Origin of the sequence: Citrobacter sp. Awk 4, from assembly GCF_028069725.1 — a bacterium.
Lineage (GTDB): Bacteria > Pseudomonadota > Gammaproteobacteria > Enterobacterales > Enterobacteriaceae > Citrobacter_D.
This window is the reverse complement of sequence record NZ_JANEWG010000025.1, coordinates 1-18,111: the sequence shown is the minus strand read 5'-3', so window position 1 is coordinate 18,111 and position 18,111 is coordinate 1. Positions and strand designations below refer to the sequence as shown.

At 55.5% G+C, this 18,111-nt stretch carries 22 protein-coding genes; 21 read left to right on the top strand and 1 reads right to left on the bottom strand.

Going from position 1 to position 18,111, the window contains the following annotated elements; translation table 11 throughout:
- Positions 1-80: 80 nt before the first annotated feature.
- From NNO04_RS12335 to ldtA, 21 genes are all read left to right on the top strand, one after another.
- The gene (locus NNO04_RS12335) at positions 81-1,460 is read left to right on the top strand and encodes a cobyrinate a,c-diamide synthase (protein ID WP_271444893.1); all 1,380 of its coding nucleotides are present in this window, start codon (positions 81-83) and stop codon (positions 1,458-1,460) included.
- A complete protein-coding gene (gene cbiB / locus NNO04_RS12330; RefSeq protein WP_271444892.1) occupies positions 1,457-2,416 on the top strand; it encodes an adenosylcobinamide-phosphate synthase CbiB in 960 nt (319 codons plus the stop codon). The genes NNO04_RS12335 and cbiB overlap by 4 nt, the downstream gene beginning before the upstream one ends.
- Positions 2,417-2,426: 10 nt before the next feature.
- Positions 2,427-3,059, top strand: coding sequence for a cobalt-precorrin-8 methylmutase (locus tag NNO04_RS12325; RefSeq protein WP_271444891.1), 633 nt, complete (start codon positions 2,427-2,429; stop codon positions 3,057-3,059).
- The gene (gene cbiD / locus NNO04_RS12320) at positions 3,056-4,195 is read left to right on the top strand and encodes a cobalt-precorrin-5B (C(1))-methyltransferase CbiD (RefSeq protein ID WP_271444890.1); all 1,140 of its coding nucleotides are present in this window, start codon (positions 3,056-3,058) and stop codon (positions 4,193-4,195) included. Before NNO04_RS12325 ends, cbiD begins: the two co-directional genes overlap by 4 nt.
- Positions 4,189-4,794 carry a cobalt-precorrin-7 (C(5))-methyltransferase gene (locus NNO04_RS12315; RefSeq protein ID WP_271444889.1) on the top strand — a complete coding sequence of 202 codons (606 nt, stop codon included), beginning with the start codon at positions 4,189-4,191 and terminating at the stop codon, positions 4,792-4,794. The genes cbiD and NNO04_RS12315 overlap by 7 nt, the downstream gene beginning before the upstream one ends.
- On the top strand, positions 4,784-5,353 hold the full coding sequence (locus NNO04_RS12310) for a decarboxylating cobalt-precorrin-6B (C(15))-methyltransferase (RefSeq protein WP_271444888.1): 570 nt from the start codon (positions 4,784-4,786) through the stop codon (positions 5,351-5,353). The genes NNO04_RS12315 and NNO04_RS12310 overlap by 11 nt, the downstream gene beginning before the upstream one ends.
- The gene (locus NNO04_RS12305; protein WP_271444887.1) at positions 5,346-6,119 is read left to right on the top strand and encodes a cobalt-precorrin-4 methyltransferase; all 774 of its coding nucleotides are present in this window, start codon (positions 5,346-5,348) and stop codon (positions 6,117-6,119) included. Before NNO04_RS12310 ends, NNO04_RS12305 begins: the two co-directional genes overlap by 8 nt.
- Positions 6,100-7,155 (top strand): cobalt-precorrin 5A hydrolase, encoded by a 1,056-nt coding sequence (gene cbiG, locus NNO04_RS12300; RefSeq protein WP_271444886.1) that lies wholly within the window; start codon positions 6,100-6,102, stop codon positions 7,153-7,155. The genes NNO04_RS12305 and cbiG overlap by 20 nt, the downstream gene beginning before the upstream one ends.
- Positions 7,155-7,880: a precorrin-3B C(17)-methyltransferase gene (locus tag NNO04_RS12295; RefSeq protein ID WP_271444885.1), complete on the top strand. Its 726-nt coding sequence runs from the start codon at positions 7,155-7,157 to the stop codon at positions 7,878-7,880. Before cbiG ends, NNO04_RS12295 begins: the two co-directional genes overlap by 1 nt.
- Entirely contained in the window at positions 7,877-8,662 is a 786-nt protein-coding gene (locus NNO04_RS12290; RefSeq protein WP_271444884.1) for a cobalt-precorrin-6A reductase, read from the top strand. Before NNO04_RS12295 ends, NNO04_RS12290 begins: the two co-directional genes overlap by 4 nt.
- A gap of 10 nt (positions 8,663-8,672) precedes the next feature.
- Positions 8,673-9,467, top strand: coding sequence for a sirohydrochlorin cobaltochelatase (cbiK, locus tag NNO04_RS12285; protein WP_271444883.1), 795 nt, complete (start codon positions 8,673-8,675; stop codon positions 9,465-9,467).
- A complete protein-coding gene (locus tag NNO04_RS12280) occupies positions 9,464-10,177 on the top strand; it encodes a cobalt-factor II C(20)-methyltransferase (protein WP_271444882.1) in 714 nt (237 codons plus the stop codon). Before cbiK ends, NNO04_RS12280 begins: the two co-directional genes overlap by 4 nt.
- A complete protein-coding gene (cbiM, locus tag NNO04_RS12275) occupies positions 10,174-10,911 on the top strand; it encodes a cobalt ECF transporter S component CbiM (protein WP_271444881.1) in 738 nt (245 codons plus the stop codon). The genes NNO04_RS12280 and cbiM overlap by 4 nt, the downstream gene beginning before the upstream one ends.
- 1 nt (position 10,912) lies before the next feature.
- Positions 10,913-11,194: an energy-coupling factor ABC transporter substrate-binding protein gene (locus NNO04_RS12270; protein WP_271444880.1), complete on the top strand. Its 282-nt coding sequence runs from the start codon at positions 10,913-10,915 to the stop codon at positions 11,192-11,194.
- Positions 11,181-11,858, top strand: coding sequence for an energy-coupling factor ABC transporter transmembrane protein (locus NNO04_RS12265; protein ID WP_271444939.1), 678 nt, complete (start codon positions 11,181-11,183; stop codon positions 11,856-11,858). Before NNO04_RS12270 ends, NNO04_RS12265 begins: the two co-directional genes overlap by 14 nt.
- Before the next feature lie 8 nt (positions 11,859-11,866).
- Positions 11,867-12,682 carry an energy-coupling factor ABC transporter ATP-binding protein gene (locus tag NNO04_RS12260; RefSeq protein WP_271444879.1) on the top strand — a complete coding sequence of 272 codons (816 nt, stop codon included), beginning with the start codon at positions 11,867-11,869 and terminating at the stop codon, positions 12,680-12,682.
- Positions 12,679-14,199: a cobyric acid synthase gene (locus NNO04_RS12255; RefSeq protein ID WP_271444878.1), complete on the top strand. Its 1,521-nt coding sequence runs from the start codon at positions 12,679-12,681 to the stop codon at positions 14,197-14,199. The genes NNO04_RS12260 and NNO04_RS12255 overlap by 4 nt, the downstream gene beginning before the upstream one ends.
- Entirely contained in the window at positions 14,196-14,741 is a 546-nt protein-coding gene (gene cobU / locus NNO04_RS12250; RefSeq protein WP_271444877.1) for a bifunctional adenosylcobinamide kinase/adenosylcobinamide-phosphate guanylyltransferase, read from the top strand. Before NNO04_RS12255 ends, cobU begins: the two co-directional genes overlap by 4 nt.
- The gene (gene cobS / locus NNO04_RS12245) at positions 14,738-15,481 is read left to right on the top strand and encodes an adenosylcobinamide-GDP ribazoletransferase (RefSeq protein ID WP_271444876.1); all 744 of its coding nucleotides are present in this window, start codon (positions 14,738-14,740) and stop codon (positions 15,479-15,481) included. The genes cobU and cobS overlap by 4 nt, the downstream gene beginning before the upstream one ends.
- A 25-nt stretch (positions 15,482-15,506) precedes the next feature.
- Positions 15,507-16,571, top strand: a complete 1,065-nt coding sequence (gene cobT, locus NNO04_RS12240; protein ID WP_271444875.1) for a nicotinate-nucleotide--dimethylbenzimidazole phosphoribosyltransferase — start codon at positions 15,507-15,509, stop codon at positions 16,569-16,571.
- Between the two features lie 152 nt (positions 16,572-16,723).
- Entirely contained in the window at positions 16,724-17,653 is a 930-nt protein-coding gene (gene ldtA, locus NNO04_RS12235; RefSeq protein ID WP_271444874.1) for a L,D-transpeptidase, read from the top strand.
- Positions 17,654-17,815: 162 nt separating this feature from the next.
- On the opposite strand, the gene NNO04_RS12230 is transcribed toward ldtA, so the two are convergent.
- Positions 17,816-18,111 (bottom strand): hypothetical protein (locus tag NNO04_RS12230; protein ID WP_271444873.1); only part of this gene is annotated, 296 nt, incomplete at its 5' end.

Here is an 18,111-nt window from a genome sequence, read left to right as displayed (position 1 = left end):
GGGTTGATCAGAAGCGTACAGTCTGAAGACTGGTTACACACGCATCTCTACACCCCTACCACCCTGAACAGGATCAGGGTATGGCGGCACGTTCTCACGCATTTATTCTTGCAGGCACCGGAAGCGGTTGTGGCAAAACCACGGTAACGCTGGGCTTGTTGAGTCTGTTAAAACGTCGCGGTCTGCGTGTGCAACCCTGCAAAGTGGGACCTGATTATCTCGACACCGGCTGGCATACGGCGGTCTGTGGCACGGCTTCCCGTAATCTCGACAGTTTCATGCTCCCCGAGCCCGTTCTTAATGCCTTGTTTTGCGAGCAAATGCAGCAGGCCGACATTGCCGTCATCGAAGGGGTTATGGGGCTGTACGATGGTTATGGCACCGACCCCCATTATTGCAGTACGGCGGGGATGGCGAAGCAACTGGGTTGCCCGGTCATTCTGCTGGTGGACGGCAAAGCGGTTTCAACCTCGATTGCCGCAACGGTGATGGGATTCCAGCATTTTGATCCTGACCTCAACATTGCGGGCGTCATCGTCAATCGTGTCAACAGTGAAACACATTACCAACTCCTCAAAACGGCAATTGAACGCTACTGCACGGTGCCTGTTTTGGGCTATGTCCCCCGTGCTGAAGGTGTTTCGTTGCCGGAACGCCATCTTGGACTGGTCACCGCCCGCGAGTCCGTTATCAATCAGCAACCGTGGCAGGCATTTGCCAGCACCCTCGAGCAGACACTGGATATCGACAAGCTGCTTTCGCTGAGTCATCTCACGTCGTTGCCTGAAGGCGAATGGCCGACATTACCCTCCGTCTCTGCTGGCGAAGGGCTTACGCTGGCGCTCGCGGATGATGAAGCCTTCAACTTTTATTACCCGGACAACATCGCTTTGCTGGAACGTGCAGGCGTTCGTATTACTCGTTTTAGCCCTCTGCATGACCGCAAACTCCCTGACTGCCAGATGATTTGGCTTGGCGGTGGATATCCTGAGCTGCATGCGGCGGCGCTTGCCGAAAATACAGAGATGCTGTCGCAATTGCGGGCAGCGCATCAGCGCGGCGTGGCTATCTATGCGGAGTGCGGTGGTTTGATGTACCTGGGAAGCTCGCTGGAGGATGCTGCCGGGGTGGTATATCAGATGGTTGATGTTATTCCGGGCCATAGCCGGATGGGAAAACGGCTTACCCGCTTCGGCTACTGCGAAGCGCAGGCCAGACAGCAAACATTGCTGGCAGCGCCGGGCGAAGTACTCCGTGGGCATGAATTTCACTATTCGGACTTTACTCCGGAAATACCGGCCGTGATGGCGTGTCGTAAAGTCCGTGACGGTAAGACCTTGCAGGAATGGTCCGGCGGCTGGCAGGTGGGTAATACCTTTGCCAGTTATCTGCATGTTCATTTCGCGCAGCGTCCGGAAATGTTGAACCACTGGCTGGCTGCGGGCAGGGAGTCACTATGACATTGCTTGCATGGGGCGTAGCCTGGCTTCTCGATTACATTATTGGTGACCCGCAAAACTGGCCGCATCCGGTACGCTGGATAGGCAATTTTATCTCCTCGGTTCAGCGCCTTATCAGACGTTATTGCCATAGCGAACGCGCGCTGCGGATTGGTGGTGCAGTGATGTGGGTGCTGGTGGTCGGTGTGACCTGGAGTGTCTCCTGGGGCGTGCTGACGCTGGCGACGATGATTCATCCCTGGTTTGGCTGGCTGGTTGAAGTCTGGATGATCTTTACCGTTCTGGCGGGACGTTGTCTGGCAAACGCCGCGATGGAAGTTGAACGTCCACTACGGGCGGGTAATCTTGCCGAAAGCCGGGAAAAACTCGCCTGGATTGTGGGGCGAGACACGTCGCAGTTACAGCCGGACCAAATCAATCGGGCGGTGGTAGAGACTGTGGCGGAAAACACCGTTGACGGCATTATTGCGCCGCTGTTTTTCCTGCTGATTGGCGGCGCGCCATTAGCCATGGCCTACAAAGCAGTCAACACACTTGATTCTATGGTCGGTTATAAGCATGAAAAATACCGCGCCATCGGTATGGTCAGCGCCCGACTTGATGATGTGGCGAATTACATTCCGGCCCGTCTGAGCTGGCTATTGTTTAGCCTTGCCGCAATTCTGTGCCGTCAGGACGGCGCCCGCGCACTGCAGATCGGCTGGCGCGACCGCTACAACCACAGCAGCCCAAACTGCGCATGGTCCGAGGCTTGTGTGGCCGGTGCGTTGGGTATCCGCCTGGGCGGGCCAAATAACTACTTTGGTCAGCGCGTTGAGAAACCCTGGATAGGCGATGCGCGGCGCGACATTTCTGTAGACGACATTTCCCAAACGATTCGATTGATGTGGGTAGCTTCGACCCTGGCCCTTGCGCTGTTTATGCTGGCGCACTGGCTGGTAGTTGGCGCGGCCTGAGGAGACATACATGCAATACATCCAGCAACCCCAGGCGATTGAAACCAAAAGTTTCGACATCATTGGCGAAATTATCCGTGAAACCCGCCCGGATTATCAGTTTGCCAGCCCGTTGCATGAAGCAATCATCAAGCGGGTTATCCACACTACGGCTGATTTTGACTGGCTGGACATTTTATGGTTTTCCAGCGATGCGCTGGAGAGTCTGTGTGCGGCACTCCAGCGTCAGTGCGTTATCTATACCGACACCACGATGGCGCTTTCCGGGATCAATAAAACGCTATTGGCCAAATTTGGTGGTGAATGCCGCTGCTACATCAGCGACCCGCGCGTCGTGAGTGAAGCAAAAGCACAGGGGATCACCCGCTCAATGGCCGCCGTCGATATTGCGGTGACGGAAGAGAGCGAGAAGGTGTTTGTGTTCGGTAATGCGCCAACAGCATTGTTCCGACTGCTTGAACATGATGTTGCCGTCAGCGGCGTGGTCGGTGTGCCGGTGGGATTCGTTGGCGCCGAAGAGTCAAAAGACGCGCTAACGCAAAGCAACCTTCCCGCTATCGCCGCATTGGGACGCAAAGGCGGGAGTAACGTGGCCGCGGCTATCGTGAACGCCATGTTATATCACCTGCAGGGGGCGCGATGAGCGACGCATCCTTTGATGCCCCGGTATGGCACAACGGCAAGGCGCTGCGCAAGGGGTATACCACTGGGTCCTGCGCAACGGCGGCAGCAAAAGTCGCTGCACTCATGGTACTACGCCAGCATTTGATTCATCAGGTTTCTATCGTGACGCCTTCCGGGGTGACGCTGTGTCTGAACGTTGAATCTCCCCATATCGAAGGGCAGCAGGCCATTGCCGCGATTCGTAAGGATGGCGGAGATGATGTGGACGCGACCCACGGCATGTTGATTTTTGCCCGCGTGACGCTGAATGACAGCGGGGAGATCGTCTTGCAGGGTGGGGAGGGCATCGGCACGGTCACCCGCAAAGGTATTGGTTTACCTGTCGGTAGCGCAGCGATCAATCGCACGCCACGTCACACGATTGAATCCGCAGTACGTGAGGCCATTGGTCCGGCACGTGGCGCAGAAATTGAAATTTTCGCCCCGGAAGGCGAAGAGAGAGCGCAAAAAACTTACAACTCGCGCCTCGGCATTCTGGGGGGGATCTCGGTCATTGGTACAACCGGAATTGTGACTCCAATGTCGGAAGAGAGCTGGAAACGTTCCTTATCGCTGGAGCTGGAAATCAAACGCGCGGCGGGTCTGGACAGGGTTGTGCTGGTGCCTGGTAACCACGGTGAACGGTTTGTCCGCGAGCAGATGGGCATCGACACCCAGGTTGTCGTCACCATGAGCAATTTCGTCGGCTACATGATTGAAGAGGCGGTGCGACTGGGGTATCGCCACATCGTATTGGTGGGACACCCAGGCAAACTTATCAAAATCGCGGCCGGGATCTTCCATACCCACAGCCATATTGCCGATGCCCGCATGGAAACGTTAGTGGCACATCTGGCGCTGCTGGGCGCACCGCATGAACTGCTGACGCTCGTCAGTGACTGCGACACCACCGAAGCGGCGATGGAACACATCGACGCCTACGGGTTCCAGCGCATTTACCCGCATCTGGCCGGGCGAATTTGTCTGCGTGTCATGCAGATGCTGCGCTTTACGAAAAACCCGCCGTGCTGTGACGCCATCATGTTCTCTTTTGAGAATCAGGTTCTCGGCAGTAACCGCCCGATCGAAGAGATTGCGAAGGAGATGCAATGTTAACAGTGGTGGGAATGGGACCTGCAGGGCTGCACCTGATGACGCCCGCCGCCCGGGAGGCGGTGGCGCAAGCCGATGTCCTGGTGGGCGGAAAACGCCATTTACTCCAGTTCCCTGATTTTAGCGGCGAGCAGTTTGTACTCGGCGCCAACATTGCGGAGCTGCTGGACTGGGTTGACTGTCAGGTCGATAAACGCGTGGTGGTACTGGCTTCTGGCGATCCGCTTTTTTACGGCATCGGCACGCGCATGGTGGCGCATTTTGGTTTTGAACGGGTGCGTATTATTCCGGGTATCAGCGCGGTGCAATATCTCTGCGCGCAGTCAGGCGTTGACATGAACGATATGTGGCTCACCAGCAGCCACGGACGCAGCGTCTGTTTTGATGAACTGGCGCGGCATAGCAAGGTCGCGATGGTGACAGACACGCTCTGCGGCCCACGCGAAATAGCGGCTCAGTTAATGAAACGTGGTAAGGGACATCGCTGGATGGTGATCGGTGAAAACCTGGCGATGGAAAACGAACGGATCCACTGGCTGCCCGTCAGTGAGGTCAACAGCGACTATGAGATGAACGCAGTGGTGATCCTTGATGAAAGATGAGCTGTTCTTACGTGGAGAGAAAGTGCCGATGACCAAAGAAGTGGTACGCGCACTCGCTCTCTCGAAACTTGAATTGCACCACGCAAGCCATCTGATCGATGTCGGCGCGGGAACCGGAAGCGTCTCGATTGAGGCGGCGCTGCAACATCCTTCTTTGCATATCACAGCCATTGAGCGTAATCCCGCAGCACTGCGACTGCTGGATGAAAACCGCCAGCATTTCGCCTGCAGCAACATTGATATCCTGCCGGGTGAAGCACCAATGATGCTGACGGAGAAAGCCGATGCGGTGTTTATGGGCGGCAGTGGTGGTCATCTTACCGAACTGATTGATTGGGCAATGCGTCAGCTTCACTGCGGCGGCCGCCTGGTCATGACCTTTATCCTGCAAGAAAACCTGAATACCGCGCTGGCGCATCTGGAGCACATCGGCGTGCAAAACGTTGATTGCCTGGCGCTACACGTTTCGTCGCTGACTGCCCTCGGCAGCGGTCACTATTTCAAACCGAATAATCCTGTTTTTGTTATCGCCTGTCAGAAGGAAGAACACCATGTCTGAGACATTTGATCCCCGTAGTGTGTGGTTTGTTGGCGCAGGTCCTGGCGACCGTGAGCTGATCACCCTCAAAGGCTACCGTTTGCTGCAACAGGCGCAGGTGGTTATCTATGCAGGCTCATTGATTAATACCGAATTGCTGGAATATTGCCCGCCGGATGCCGAGTGCCACGACAGTGCGGAACTGCATCTGGAACAGATCCTCGACCTGATGGAAGCCGGAGTGAAAGCAGGAAAAACGGTGGTGCGTCTGCAAACCGGCGATGTGTCGCTGTACGGCTCAGTGCGTGAGCAGGGCGAAGAGTTGACCCGGCGTGGCATCGACTGGCAGGTGGTGCCAGGCGTCAGTGCTTTCCTCGGCGCGGCCGCCGAGCTTGGCGTGGAATATACCGTACCTGAAGTGTCGCAGAGCCTCATTATTACCCGTCTGGAAGGACGGACTCCGGTACCGGAACGTGAGCAACTGGAAGCGTTCGCCAGCCACCAGACGTCTATGGCTATCTATCTTTCTGTCCAGCGTATTCATCGAGTCGCGGAGCGTCTAATTGAAGGTGGATACCCGGCAACAACCCCTGTGGCGGTTATCTACAAAGCGACATGGCCGGAAAGTCAGACGGTTCGCGGCACACTGGCAGACATTGGCGACAAAGTGCGTGATGCGGGGATCCGCAAAACGGCGCTCATTCTGGTGGGGAATTTCCTCGGTGATGAATATCACTACTCCCGACTTTATGCTGCGGACTTTAGCCATGAATACCGTAAAGCCTGAGTCCATAGCGCTTTTTTGCCTGACGCCTGGCGGGGTCTTGCTGGCAAAAAGGCTGGCGTCGATGCTGCCGCTGACCTGCTTTACCAGTGAGAAATTGCTGGAAGAGGGGTTTGTACCGTTTACCGACGGATTTGCCAGTACGGCACGTGACGCGTTTGCGCATTATTCGGCGTTGATTTTCATTGGCGCGACCGGTATTGCGGTGCGTGTGCTCGCTCCGCTGGTGAATGACAAATTCAGCGACCCGGCGGTGGTCGTCATCGATGAGCGTGGGCAGCATGTGATCAGTCTGCTTTCTGGTCATGCCGGGGGCGCCAATGCGCTCACTCGTTACCTCGCGGGCATGCTGGGCGCCGATCCGGTGATTACCACTGCGACCGATGTTAACGATATGGCTGCGCTGGATACGCTGGCGTTCCAGCTTAACGCCCGAATGAATGATTTTCGCACGGCGGTGAAAATCGTTAATCAAATGTTGGTCAGCCAGCGGCGGGTGGGGCTGTGGTGGGACGACGCGTTAGACGCAGAGGTCAGCCATTGTGACAAACGCGGCTTTATTATTGTGACCGACCTGCAGCAACTGCCGGAGCTGGATGCGCTGATTTGCATCACACTGCGCACGGATTTACCCGATCTGCCAGTACAGCACTGGAAGCTGGTACCCCAGCGGGTTGTCGCCGGGATTGGCTGTCGTCGGGACACGCCATTTCCTCTGTTAGCTAACTTGTTGGCCCGTCAGCTTGAAGCACAGCGGCTCGATCCGCTGGCATTAAAAGCGATCGGCAGCGTCAACCTCAAAAAAGACGAGCAGGGGCTGATTCAACTGGCCTCCTGTTGTCGTGTTCCTTTCGAAACCTTTACCGCTGACGCGCTGCGTGAGCATGAACATCGCTTTCCTGCCTCATCGTTTGTGCGTCAAACGGTGGGCGTCGGTAGCGTATCCGGTCCGGCAGCCTGGCTGCTGAGCCAGGGACAACTGTTAGGCGAGACCCTGCGTGAGCAGGGCGTGACTATTACTTTGGGAGTTTCACACTGATGTTAACCGTAATTGGAATAGGTCCTGGCTCGCAGGCGATGATGACGATGGAAGCGGTCGAGGCACTGCAGGCGGCGGAAATTATTGTCGGTTACAAAACCTATACCCATCTGGTGAAAGCCTTCACGGGCGACAAGCAGGTGATCAAAACCGGCATGTGCAAAGAGATCGAGCGCTGTCAGGCGGCGATTGAACTGGCGCAGGCTGGACATAACGTGGCGCTGATCAGCAGCGGCGATGCCGGTATTTATGGCATGGCGGGTCTGGTGCTGGAACTGGTGAGTAAGCAGAAACTGGATGTTGAAGTCCGTCTGGTGCCCGGCATGACCGCCAGTATTGCGGCCGCTTCTCTGTTGGGCGCGCCGTTGATGCACGATTTTTGCCACATCAGCTTAAGCGATCTGTTGACGCCGTGGCCGGTCATTGAAAAACGCATTATTGCCGCAGGCGAAGCCGACTTCGTGATTTGCTTCTACAACCCGCGTAGCCGGGGCCGTGAAGGACATCTGGCGCGCGCGTTCGAATTACTGTCAGCCAGTAAGAGCGCAGAAACGCCGGTTGGCGTCGTGAAGTCGGCTGGCCGTAAGAAACAGGAGAAATGGCTGAGTACGCTTGGCGCAATGGACTTTGAACCCGTGGATATGACCAGCCTGGTGATTGTCGGTAACAAAGCCACCTACATCCAGGATGGTCTGATGATTACGCCAAGAGGCTACGTGCTGTGAGATACGGCGAGGTGCTGGTAATGGGCGGTACCAGCGATGCGCGGGCGCTATGTCAGCAACTTGATGCCGCGAACGTTCCTTACACCCTGTCGGTGGCGACCCCTACTGGCAAGCAACTGGCGGGGGCGATTAAAGGGCAAGTGCGCTGCGGTCGTCTGGAGCTGGATCACATGATCGCCTGGCTGCGGGACAACCGCACTCGCTGGGTGATCGATGCTTCACATCCGTACGCCGAGGTGGTGAGCCGTAACATCCAGCGTGCCTGCGAAGCGGCTGGCGTATTGTTGAGTCGCTATCAGCGCCCGGAGCAGCTCAGCGATCTGACGCACCCGTTGCTGTATACCGTTCAGAGCATTGCGCAAGCCTGTGATGTGGCAAAGAAATTTGGCGATCGTGTGCTATTGACCACCGGCAGTAAGGACCTGGCGCAATGGCGTATCGGACTGCCGGAAAAAACATTGCTGGCCCGCGTCTTGCCCGTTCCTGATGTGATTGCGCAATGCGCTGAACTGGGATTTGGCGTAGGGGAGATCTTTGCCCTCTGCGGCCCCTTTAGCGCTGAATTTAACGCCGCGTTTTATCGCCAGTGTCAGGCCGACGTGGTGGTGACAAAAGCCTCTGGTGCAGAAGGCGGTTATCAGGAAAAAGTTCAACCCTGTCTGGATGCAGGGATCCCCTGCATCGTGATCACCCGTCCGGCACCGCTGGTGACGGGCGACGAATTACTGGAAAGTCAGGCCGCATTTGCGCAGCGTTTAGCACGCTGGCTGGCCGCTGATTAAGGAGTCACACATGAAAAAAGCACTTCTGGTCGTCAGTTTTGGCACCAGCTATCACGACACCTGTGAAAAAAATATTGTGGCCTGTGAGCGCGATTTGGCGGCCAGTTGCCCTGACAGAGATCTGTTTCGCGCCTTCACCTCCGGGATGATCATCCGCAAACTTAAACAGCGCGATGGGATTGATATCGACACGCCGTTGCAGGCATTGCAAAAACTCGCTGCGCAGGGATATCAGGATGTTGCCATCCAGTCCCTGCACATCATTAACGGTGATGAATACGAAAAAATTGTCCGTGAAGTGCAAAGCATGCGCCCGCTGTTTTCTCGCCTGACGCTGGGCGCGCCGTTATTGAGCAGCCATCGTGATTACGCGCAACTGATGCAGGCTTTGCAGCAACAGATGCCCGCGCTTGAGACAACGGAAAAAGTGGTGTTTATGGGGCACGGCGCCAGCCATCATGCTTTTGCCGCCTATGCCTGCCTTGACCATATGATGACGGCGCAGGGTTTCCCGGCTCGCGTGGGGGCGGTAGAGAGTTATCCGGAAGTCGAGATTCTCATTGAGAGTCTGGGCAAAGAAGGCGTTAGCGGCGTGCATCTTATGCCGCTGATGCTGGTCGCAGGCGATCACGCCATCAACGACATGGCCTCTGATGAAGAGGACTCCTGGAAAACACGGTTTAACGCCGCCGGTATTCCGGCCACGCCGTGGTTAAGTGGACTGGGAGAAAACCCAGCGGTTCGCGCGATGTTTGTCGCGCACCTGCAACAAGCGCTGGATATGGCGGTGGAGGAAGCAGCATGAGCGGTAAACTGTATGCGTTGAGCACCGGTCCAGGCGCGTCTGATTTGATCACGGTGCGTGGGGCGCGGATCCTCGGTTCACTGGATATTTTATATGCCCCGGCCGGGCGTAAAGGCGGTGACAGCCTGGCGCTCTCCATTGTGCGTGAATATATCGGCGAACAGACAGAAGTACGTTGCTGCCATTTCCCGATGAGCGCCGACAGCGCCGAGAAAGAGGCGGTCTGGGACGAGGTCGCCGCCGCGCTGGTCAAAGACGTTCAGGCCGGAAAACAGGTTGGCTTTATTACGCTCGGCGATGCCATGTTGTTCAGCACGTGGGTCTTTTTATTGCAGCGTATTGGCAGCCAGGAGTGGCTGGAAATTGTCCCTGGCGTCACCTCGTTTGCCGCTATTGCCGCCCGCTCAAAAACGCCGCTGGCAATGGAACAACAGTCGCTGGCGGTGATCTCCTGTACGGCGCCGGAAGCTGAAATTCAGCAGGCGCTTAAGCAGCACGAAAGCCTGGTGCTCATGAAGGTATACGGCAGATTCAGTCGCATTAAAGCGTTGCTGCAACAAGAAGGCTTACTGGACTGCGCTCTGATGATGGCCGAAGCCACCTTACCTGGCGAGCAATGCTGGCGCCACCTGGATGAGGTGAGTGATGAGCAGTCGCTGCCTTACTTCTCGACCATTCTGGTCAACAAACGATGGGGGTGCGAGGAATGATACTCGAAAAACAGCTGAAACAGCTGTCATTCAGTGGGCTGGCGGCGGCGCTATTACTGATGGTTGTCCCCGAACAGGCGTTCGCGATGCACATCATGGAAGGGTTTCTGCCGCCGATGTGGGCGTTAGCATGGTGGCTGCTGTTTTTACCTTGCCTGTGGTACGGACTGGTTCGCCTGCGGCGGATTGTCCAGGAAGATAACCACCAGAAAGTGCTGCTGGCGCTGTGCGGGGCATTCATTTTCGTACTCTCGGCGCTGAAAATTCCCTCCGTGACCGGGAGTTGCTCGCATCCGACAGGGGTTGGACTGGCGGTTATTCTGTTTGGACCCGGTGTTGTGGCGGTGCTTGGCGCGATCGTTTTGCTCTTTCAGGCATTGTTGCTGGCGCATGGCGGGCTGACCACGCTGGGTGCGAATGGCATGTCGATGGCGGTGATAGGGCCGATTGTGGGATATCTGGTGTGGCAAATGGCCTGTCGCGCAGGATTACGCCGTGATGTCGGGGTCTTCTTGTGCGCGATGCTGGCGGATCTGGTGACCTATTTCGTCACCTCTGTGCAGCTTGGGGTTGCCTTCCCGGACCCGCAGGTGGGCGCGACAGGGTCCATTGTCAAATTTATGGGTATTTTCTGTTTAACACAGATTCCAATTGCGATCGCGGAAGGGTTGTTAACCGTCATGATCTACGACCAGTTGACCAAGCGGCGGTTGATTACCGCACAAGGACATTAGGATGAAAAAGACGCTGATATTGTTGAGCATGGTGATAGCCCTGGTTGTTCTGCCGTTCTTCATTAATCATGGCGGCGAATACGGCGGTTCTGATGGGGAGGCGGAAAGCCAGATCCAAGTGATTGCACCGGATTATAAACCCTGGTTCGAACCGCTGTATGAACCCGCCAGCGGTGAAATCGAAAGTCTACTGTTCACTCTGCAAGGTTCACTTGGCGCGGCAGTGATTTTCTACATTCTGGGATATTGCAAAGGCAGGCAACGTCGTGATGACCGGACTTGACAGGCTTAGCTACCAGAGCCGCTGGTTTCATGTCTCACCGGAGCGAAAGTTTTTACTCTGGGTGGTGATGATGACGCTGGCGTTCACCTTGCCTCCCTGGGGGCAGGGCATTGAGCTCCTGTTTACCGCAGGGCTGACCTGCTGGTTGTTACGTCTTTCGGTGTGGCGCTGGTGTCGGTGGATGGCCTTACCCTTTGGTTTTTTAATGGTTGGGGTGGTGACGATTCTGTTTAGTATCAGCCGCGATCCCCAGTCGCTGCTGGTCAGTTTCCCTGTCGGGTCGTACTGGCTGGGTATTACCTCTTCAGGGCTCATCACCGCTAACGAAACCTTCTGGCGTAGCCTGGCCGCCCTCGCGGCAACGTTCTGGCTGGTGCTGAATCTACCGTTTCCCCAGTTGATTGTATTGCTTAAACGCGCGCGTGTGCCGCGACTGCTCACCGAGCAGATCCTGCTGACCTGGCGCTTCATTTTTATTCTGTTAGACGAGGCGCTTGCCATTCATCGCGCGCAAACGCTGCGTTTTGGGTATCGTAGTTTGCCGAAAGGCTACCGTTCTCTGGCGATGTTGGTCGGATTACTGTTTACTCGCGTGCTGATTCGCTATCAGCAAATGGCGACCACGCTGGATATCAAACTGTATCAGGGTGATTTTCACCTGTAAGGAAAAGCATGCTTGCCACGACAGATCTGTGGTTTCGCTATCAGGATGAGCAGGTACTCAAAGGGCTCTCGCTGGATTTTTCCGCGAATTCTGTGACCGGATTAGTCGGCGCGAATGGTTGCGGGAAATCGACGCTATTTATGAACCTGAGCGGCCTTTTACGCCCACAAAAAGGGGCGGTTCTGTGGCAGGGAAAACCACTGGATTACAGTAAGCGCGGCCTGCTGGCGTTGCGCCAACTGGTGGCGACCGTCTTTCAGGACCCCGATCAGCAAATTTTCTATACCGACATCGATAGCGACATTGCATTTAGCCTGCGTAATCTGGGCGTGGCACAAGCCGAGATAGCCCGACGCGTGGAGGATGCGCTGACGCTGGTAGATGCCCAGCATTTTCGCCATCAGCCTATCCAGTGTTTAAGCCACGGGCAGAAAAAACGCGTGGCCATTGCGGGTGCGATGGTATTACAGGCCCGTTATTTGTTGCTGGATGAACCGACGGCAGGTCTCGATCCCGCCGGAAGAACGCAAATGATCGACATCATCAAGCGGATTGTGGCGCAGGGGAATCACGTCGTCATCTCCAGCCACGATATCGATCTCATCTATGAGGTCAGCGATGCGGTGTATGTTCTGCGCCGTGGCGAAGTGCTGGCGCATGGCGAGCCGGGCGAGGTATTTGCCCGTACTGAATTAATCGAACAAGCCGGGTTAACGCAGCCCTGGCTGGTGAAACTGCATGCCCAATTGGGTCTGCCGCTGTGTAAAACAGAAGCTGAATTTTTTAGTCGTATGCGAGAGAACGCACTGAAGGAGGCGTCATGACGCAGGCAATAATGTTGCAGGGAACGGCATCTGATGTGGGTAAAAGCGTGCTGGTGGCAGGACTGTGCCGTATTTTTTATCAGGACGGTCTGCGTACGGCGCCTTTTAAATCGCAGAATATGGCGCTGAACTCAGGTATCACGCCGGATGGCAAAGAGATGGGCCGCGCGCAGATCTTTCAGGCGGAGGCCGCAGGGATTACACCTGACGTGCGAATGAATCCGGTTCTGCTCAAACCCACCAGCGATCGCAAAGCGCAAGTGGTACTGATGGGTAAAGTCGCCACCGATATGGACGCCGTCAGCTACCACGAATATAAGCCGCGGCTACGGGAACAGATTCTTGAGGTATACACCAGCCTGGCGCAGGAACATGACGTCATTGTGCTGGAGGGGGCGGGCAGCCCGGCAGAGATAAACCTGCGCGATCGCGACATCGTCAATATGGGGATGGCGGAGATGGCAAAATGCCCGGTGATCCTTGTGGCGGATATCGATCGGGGCGGGGTCTTCGCCTCTATTTATGGCACGCTGGCTCTGCTGCACGACCATGAGCGCGCCAGAGTGAAAGGGGTGATCATCAACAAATTCAGAGGTGATGTGGCGCTGCTTTACTCCGGCATTGAACAAATTGAGTCATTGACCGGGGTGCCGGTGCTGGGGGTAATGCCCTGGCTGGATGTCGATCTGGAAGATGAAGATGGCGTGGCGCTGCAAAAAGGGAAATACCTGCGTACCGAAAAACGGGACATCGATATTGCAGTTGTTCAACTGCCGCACATTTCAAACTTTACTGATTTCAACGCGCTGGCCGCCCAACCGGATGTCCGGGTACGCTACGTACGGCACCCTGAAGAGCTGGAAACGGTCGATTTGGTTCTTCTGCCCGGCAGTAAAAATACGCTGGGCGATCTGGTGTGGATGCGCGAAAGCGGTATGGCGCATGCTGTTTTGCAGGCACATCAACGCAGCGTGCCTGTCATGGGCATTTGCGGCGGCTACCAGATCCTCGGCGATACCATCATTGATGAAGTGGAGTCCGGACTGGGCACGCTGCCGGGACTGGGTTTACTTAACACCGTCACCCGTTTTGCGCAGCATAAAACCACGACCCAGGTCGAGGCGACTATGTCGTCTGCGTTGCCTGGCTGGCTGGCAGCGGCTTCAGGTTTACCCGTACGTGGCTATGAAATTCACATGGGCGAAACCACGCTGAACGAGGATTGCGGCTCAGTGATGCAACTACGAAAAAACGGGCAATATGTGGCGGATGGCGCAGTAACCGAGGACGGACTGGCGTTTGGCACCTACCTGCATGGCCTGTTTGATAGCGATGATTTTACCCGCGCTCTGCTCAATGGCCTGCGCGTGCGTAAAGGGCTGGCTCCCCTGGATATGACTTTTCAGTATGGTCAGTACAAATTGCAGCAGTTCGATCTGCTGGCTGAAGGGATGCGTGAACATATTGATATTGATAAAATTTATCAAATCATGCAGCAATATCAGGAGCCTGTATGATGATTCTGGTGACGGGCGGGGCGCGCAGCGGAAAAAGCCGACATGCCGAGGCGCTGATTGCGGATTCACCGCAGGTGCTGTACATCGCAACGTCTCAGGTTTTTGACGAAGAGATGGCGGCGCGAATTCAACATCATCGGGACGGACGCCCCGCGCACTGGCGTACCGCCGAGCGCTGGCAACAGCTTGATGAGCTGATCACCGCGCAAAACGATCCCAATGAAGCCATTTTGTTGGAGTGCATCACGACAATGGTGACCAACATGCTGTTTGCGTTGGGGGGCGAGAGCGATCCCGACAGCTGGGATTATGCGGCGATGGAACGCGCCATTGAGGATGAGGTCCGTGCGTTGATTGCTGCCTGTCAGCGCTGCCCTGCAAAAGTGGTATTGGTGACCAACGAAGTTGGGATGGGCATCGTCCCGGAAAATCGCCTGGCGCGCCATTTTCGCGATATTGCCGGGCGGGTAAATCAACGGCTCGCCAGCGCTGCCGATGAGGTGTGGCTGGTGGTGTCAGGTATTGGAGTCAAAATTAAATGAGTAAGTTGTTCTGGGCAATGCTTTCGTTTATCAGTCGTTTGCCCGTTCCCGTGCGCTGGTCGCAGGGGCTGGATTTCGATCAGTATTCACGCGGTATTGTGATGTTTCCGCTGATTGGCCTTGTGCTGGGTGGACTCAGTGGTCTGGTGTTTATGGCCGTGCAACCCTGGTGCGGTATTCCTCTGGCGTCACTGTTTGCCGTGCTGACGCTGGCGTTGCTGACGGGCGGATTTCATCTGGATGGCCTTGCCGATACCTGCGATGGTGTATTTTCTGCGCGTCGCCGGGAACGGATGCTGGAGATCATGCGTGACAGCCGTCTGGGAACCCACGGCGGACTGGCACTGATTTTTGTCTTGCTGGCAAAGGTTCTGGTGGTCAGTGAACTGGCGCTGCGAGGAACGCCTGTACTGGCGTCGCTGGTGGCTGCCTGCGCCGCAGGGCGGGGCATTGCCGTGTTGCTGATGTATCGTCATCGCTACGCCCGTGAAGAAGGGCTGGGCAATGTGTTTATCGGCAAAGTCACCGGGCGACAGACCTGTGTCACGCTGGGGTTAGCGGCAATCTTGGCTGCCGTACTGCTTCCGGGGATGCATGGGCTGGCGGCAATAGTGGTCACAATGGTGGTGATTTTCATTCTTGGTCAATTACTTAAACGTACGTTGGGTGGACAAACTGGCGATACGCTGGGCGCGGCTATCGAACTTGGCGAGTTAATCTTCCTGCTGGCTCTGCTGTGAGTCAGCCAACACAATGAGAACCCTTATGCAGACTTTATCCTCAGTACTCCGTGCGATCCCACCGATTGACGGTGATGCGATGTCGCGTGCGCAGCAACATATTGACGGTTTGCTCAAGCCGCCAGGCAGTCTTGGCCGCCTGGAAGCGCTGGCTGTGCAACTGGCCGGAATGCCAGGTCTCAACGGCGTACCTCACGTGGGTGAGAAAGCGATGTTGGTGATGTGCGCGGACCACGGCGTATGGGATGAAGGGGTCGCCGTCTCGCCTAAAGTCGTTACCGCGATTCAGGCGGCGAATATGCTGCGGGGAACGACAGGCGTCTGTGTTCTCGCCGCACAGGCGGGGGCTAAGGTACATGTGATCGATGCGGGGATTGACTGCGACCCGATCCCTGGCACCGTAAACATGCGCGTGGCGCGTGGCTGCGGCAATATCGCCAAAGGGCCGGCCATGAGCCGTGCTCAAGCGGAAGAGTTGCTGCTGGAAGTCATTCGATATACCCGGGAACTGGCGCAGAGCGGCGTAACGTTGTTTGGTGTTGGGGAGTTGGGTATGGCGAATACCACCCCGGCCGCGGCAATTGTGAGCGTGCTGACTGGAAACGATGCTGAGGATGTGGTCGGGATTGGGGCCAATCTCCCGTTGTCTAAAGTGGGGAATAAAGTGGATGTGGTGCGTCGTGCCATTAGCGTGAATCAGCCTGACTCGCGTGACGGTATTGATGTGCTGGCCAAAGTGGGGGGATTTGATCTGGTGGGGATGGCTGGCGTGATGCTTGGCGCTGCATCTTGCGGATTACCCGTACTGATAGATGGGTTCCTCTCTTATTCTGCGGCGCTGGCGGCTTGTCGGATTGCCCCTGAGATTAAACCGTATTTGATACCTTCCCATTTCTCAGCGGAGAAAGGGGCGAGGATTGCGCTGGCGCATCTTGAACTGGACCCGTATCTGAATATGGGGATGCGACTGGGTGAGGGCAGTGGTGCCGCCCTGGCCATGCCGATTGTTGAGGCGGCCTGCGCCATGTACAGCAATATGGGACATCTGGCTGACTTCAATATCGAACTGCCAGACGGTAAAGAAGCGTAGTCATTCTCTGCAACCCCCGCTTACAGGTGGGGGTTTCCTTTTTAAACCCGTTTATTGTTACACTCTTGCGTGCGAACAGTCCTTCGTTAACACCTAATCGTATACCAAAAAGCTATAATTAACTGACACCTGCCGCGGCTGAGGAGAGGGAAATGATGCGTCGTGTGAAATTGTTTTGCTCTCTGGCGATGCTATTGACCAGCCAGGTAGCTCTGGCGGTGAGCTACCCGTTACCGCCTGACGGGAGTCGTCTGGTGGGCGCTCCGCTGACGATGATAGTACCGGATAAAAATACCCAACCGCTGGAGACGTTTGCGGCTCAGTACGGTCTGGGGTTGAGCAACATGCTGGAAGCAAATCCCGGTGTGGATGTGTATCTGCCGAAGTCCGGATCGACTCTCGTTATCCCACAGCAGCTCATTTTGCCTGCGACGGTCCGCGAGGGTATCGTAATTAACGTTGCGGAAATGCGTCTCTATTATTATCCGAGCGGGGGAAATACGGTTGAAATTCTGCCTATCGGTATTGGTCAGGCGGGGCGAGAAACGCCACGTAACTGGGTGACATCGGTACAGCGTAAACAAGAAGCGCCGACATGGAGCCCAACCCCGAATACCCGACGCGAATATGCCCGCAGAGGCGAGAGTCTGCCTGCGTTTGTTCCTGCGGGGCCGGATAACCCAATGGGGCTGTACGCTATTTATATTGGCAAGCTGTACGCTATCCACGGCACGAACGCCAATTTTGGTATTGGCCTGCGTGTGAGTCAGGGCTGTATCCGCTTACGTAATGATGACATCAAATATCTGTTCGACAACGTGCCGGTGGGTACGCGTGTGCAGCTTATCGACCAACCGGTGAAATATACCACAGAGCCGGACGGTAGCCGCTGGCTTGAAGTTCACGAACCGTTGTCGCGTAATCGCGCCGAATATGAATCCGACCGAAAAGTCCCGCTGCCGGTAACGCCAGCGCTGCGCGCTTTCGTGCAGGGGAGTGGTGTTGACAGCAACCGGGTTAATCGTGAACTGGAACGTCGCTCCGGAATGCCGGTGAATATCAATGCCGGAGCCATCAATTAATAAATGATGTGCCTGAATAATAGCCGCAGAATAGCCAAAAGCCGCCAGATGTTATGGCGGCAATAAAATAGAGAAAGCATTGTTTTTCAAAAATCCCCCGGTTCTTTTTTGAGTTAACCGGGGGTATAGAGTTAAAGCGGCTCATCTGACATGTCCCGGGCACTATGTGAAATAATTCATGTAGTTCTTCTTAATAATCTCATGAATCTCGTCTCTTGACTTTCCTTCAATAGCATCTAAAAAATCATGGGTGGGCAGTTTTCTATTGAGATTACTGGAGAAACCATGATCCATAAAAACCCGGATGTCATTATCTTTGAGGTGATAATTCACCTTAATATGGTCAACGTTCATTTCATTTAGCAACCATGAAATGCGGTTTGAGAAGGTGACGACAATATCGGCATCTAAATCCTTTATCCGTTCTTTTTCATGAATATTAATCGACTCTTTAACAT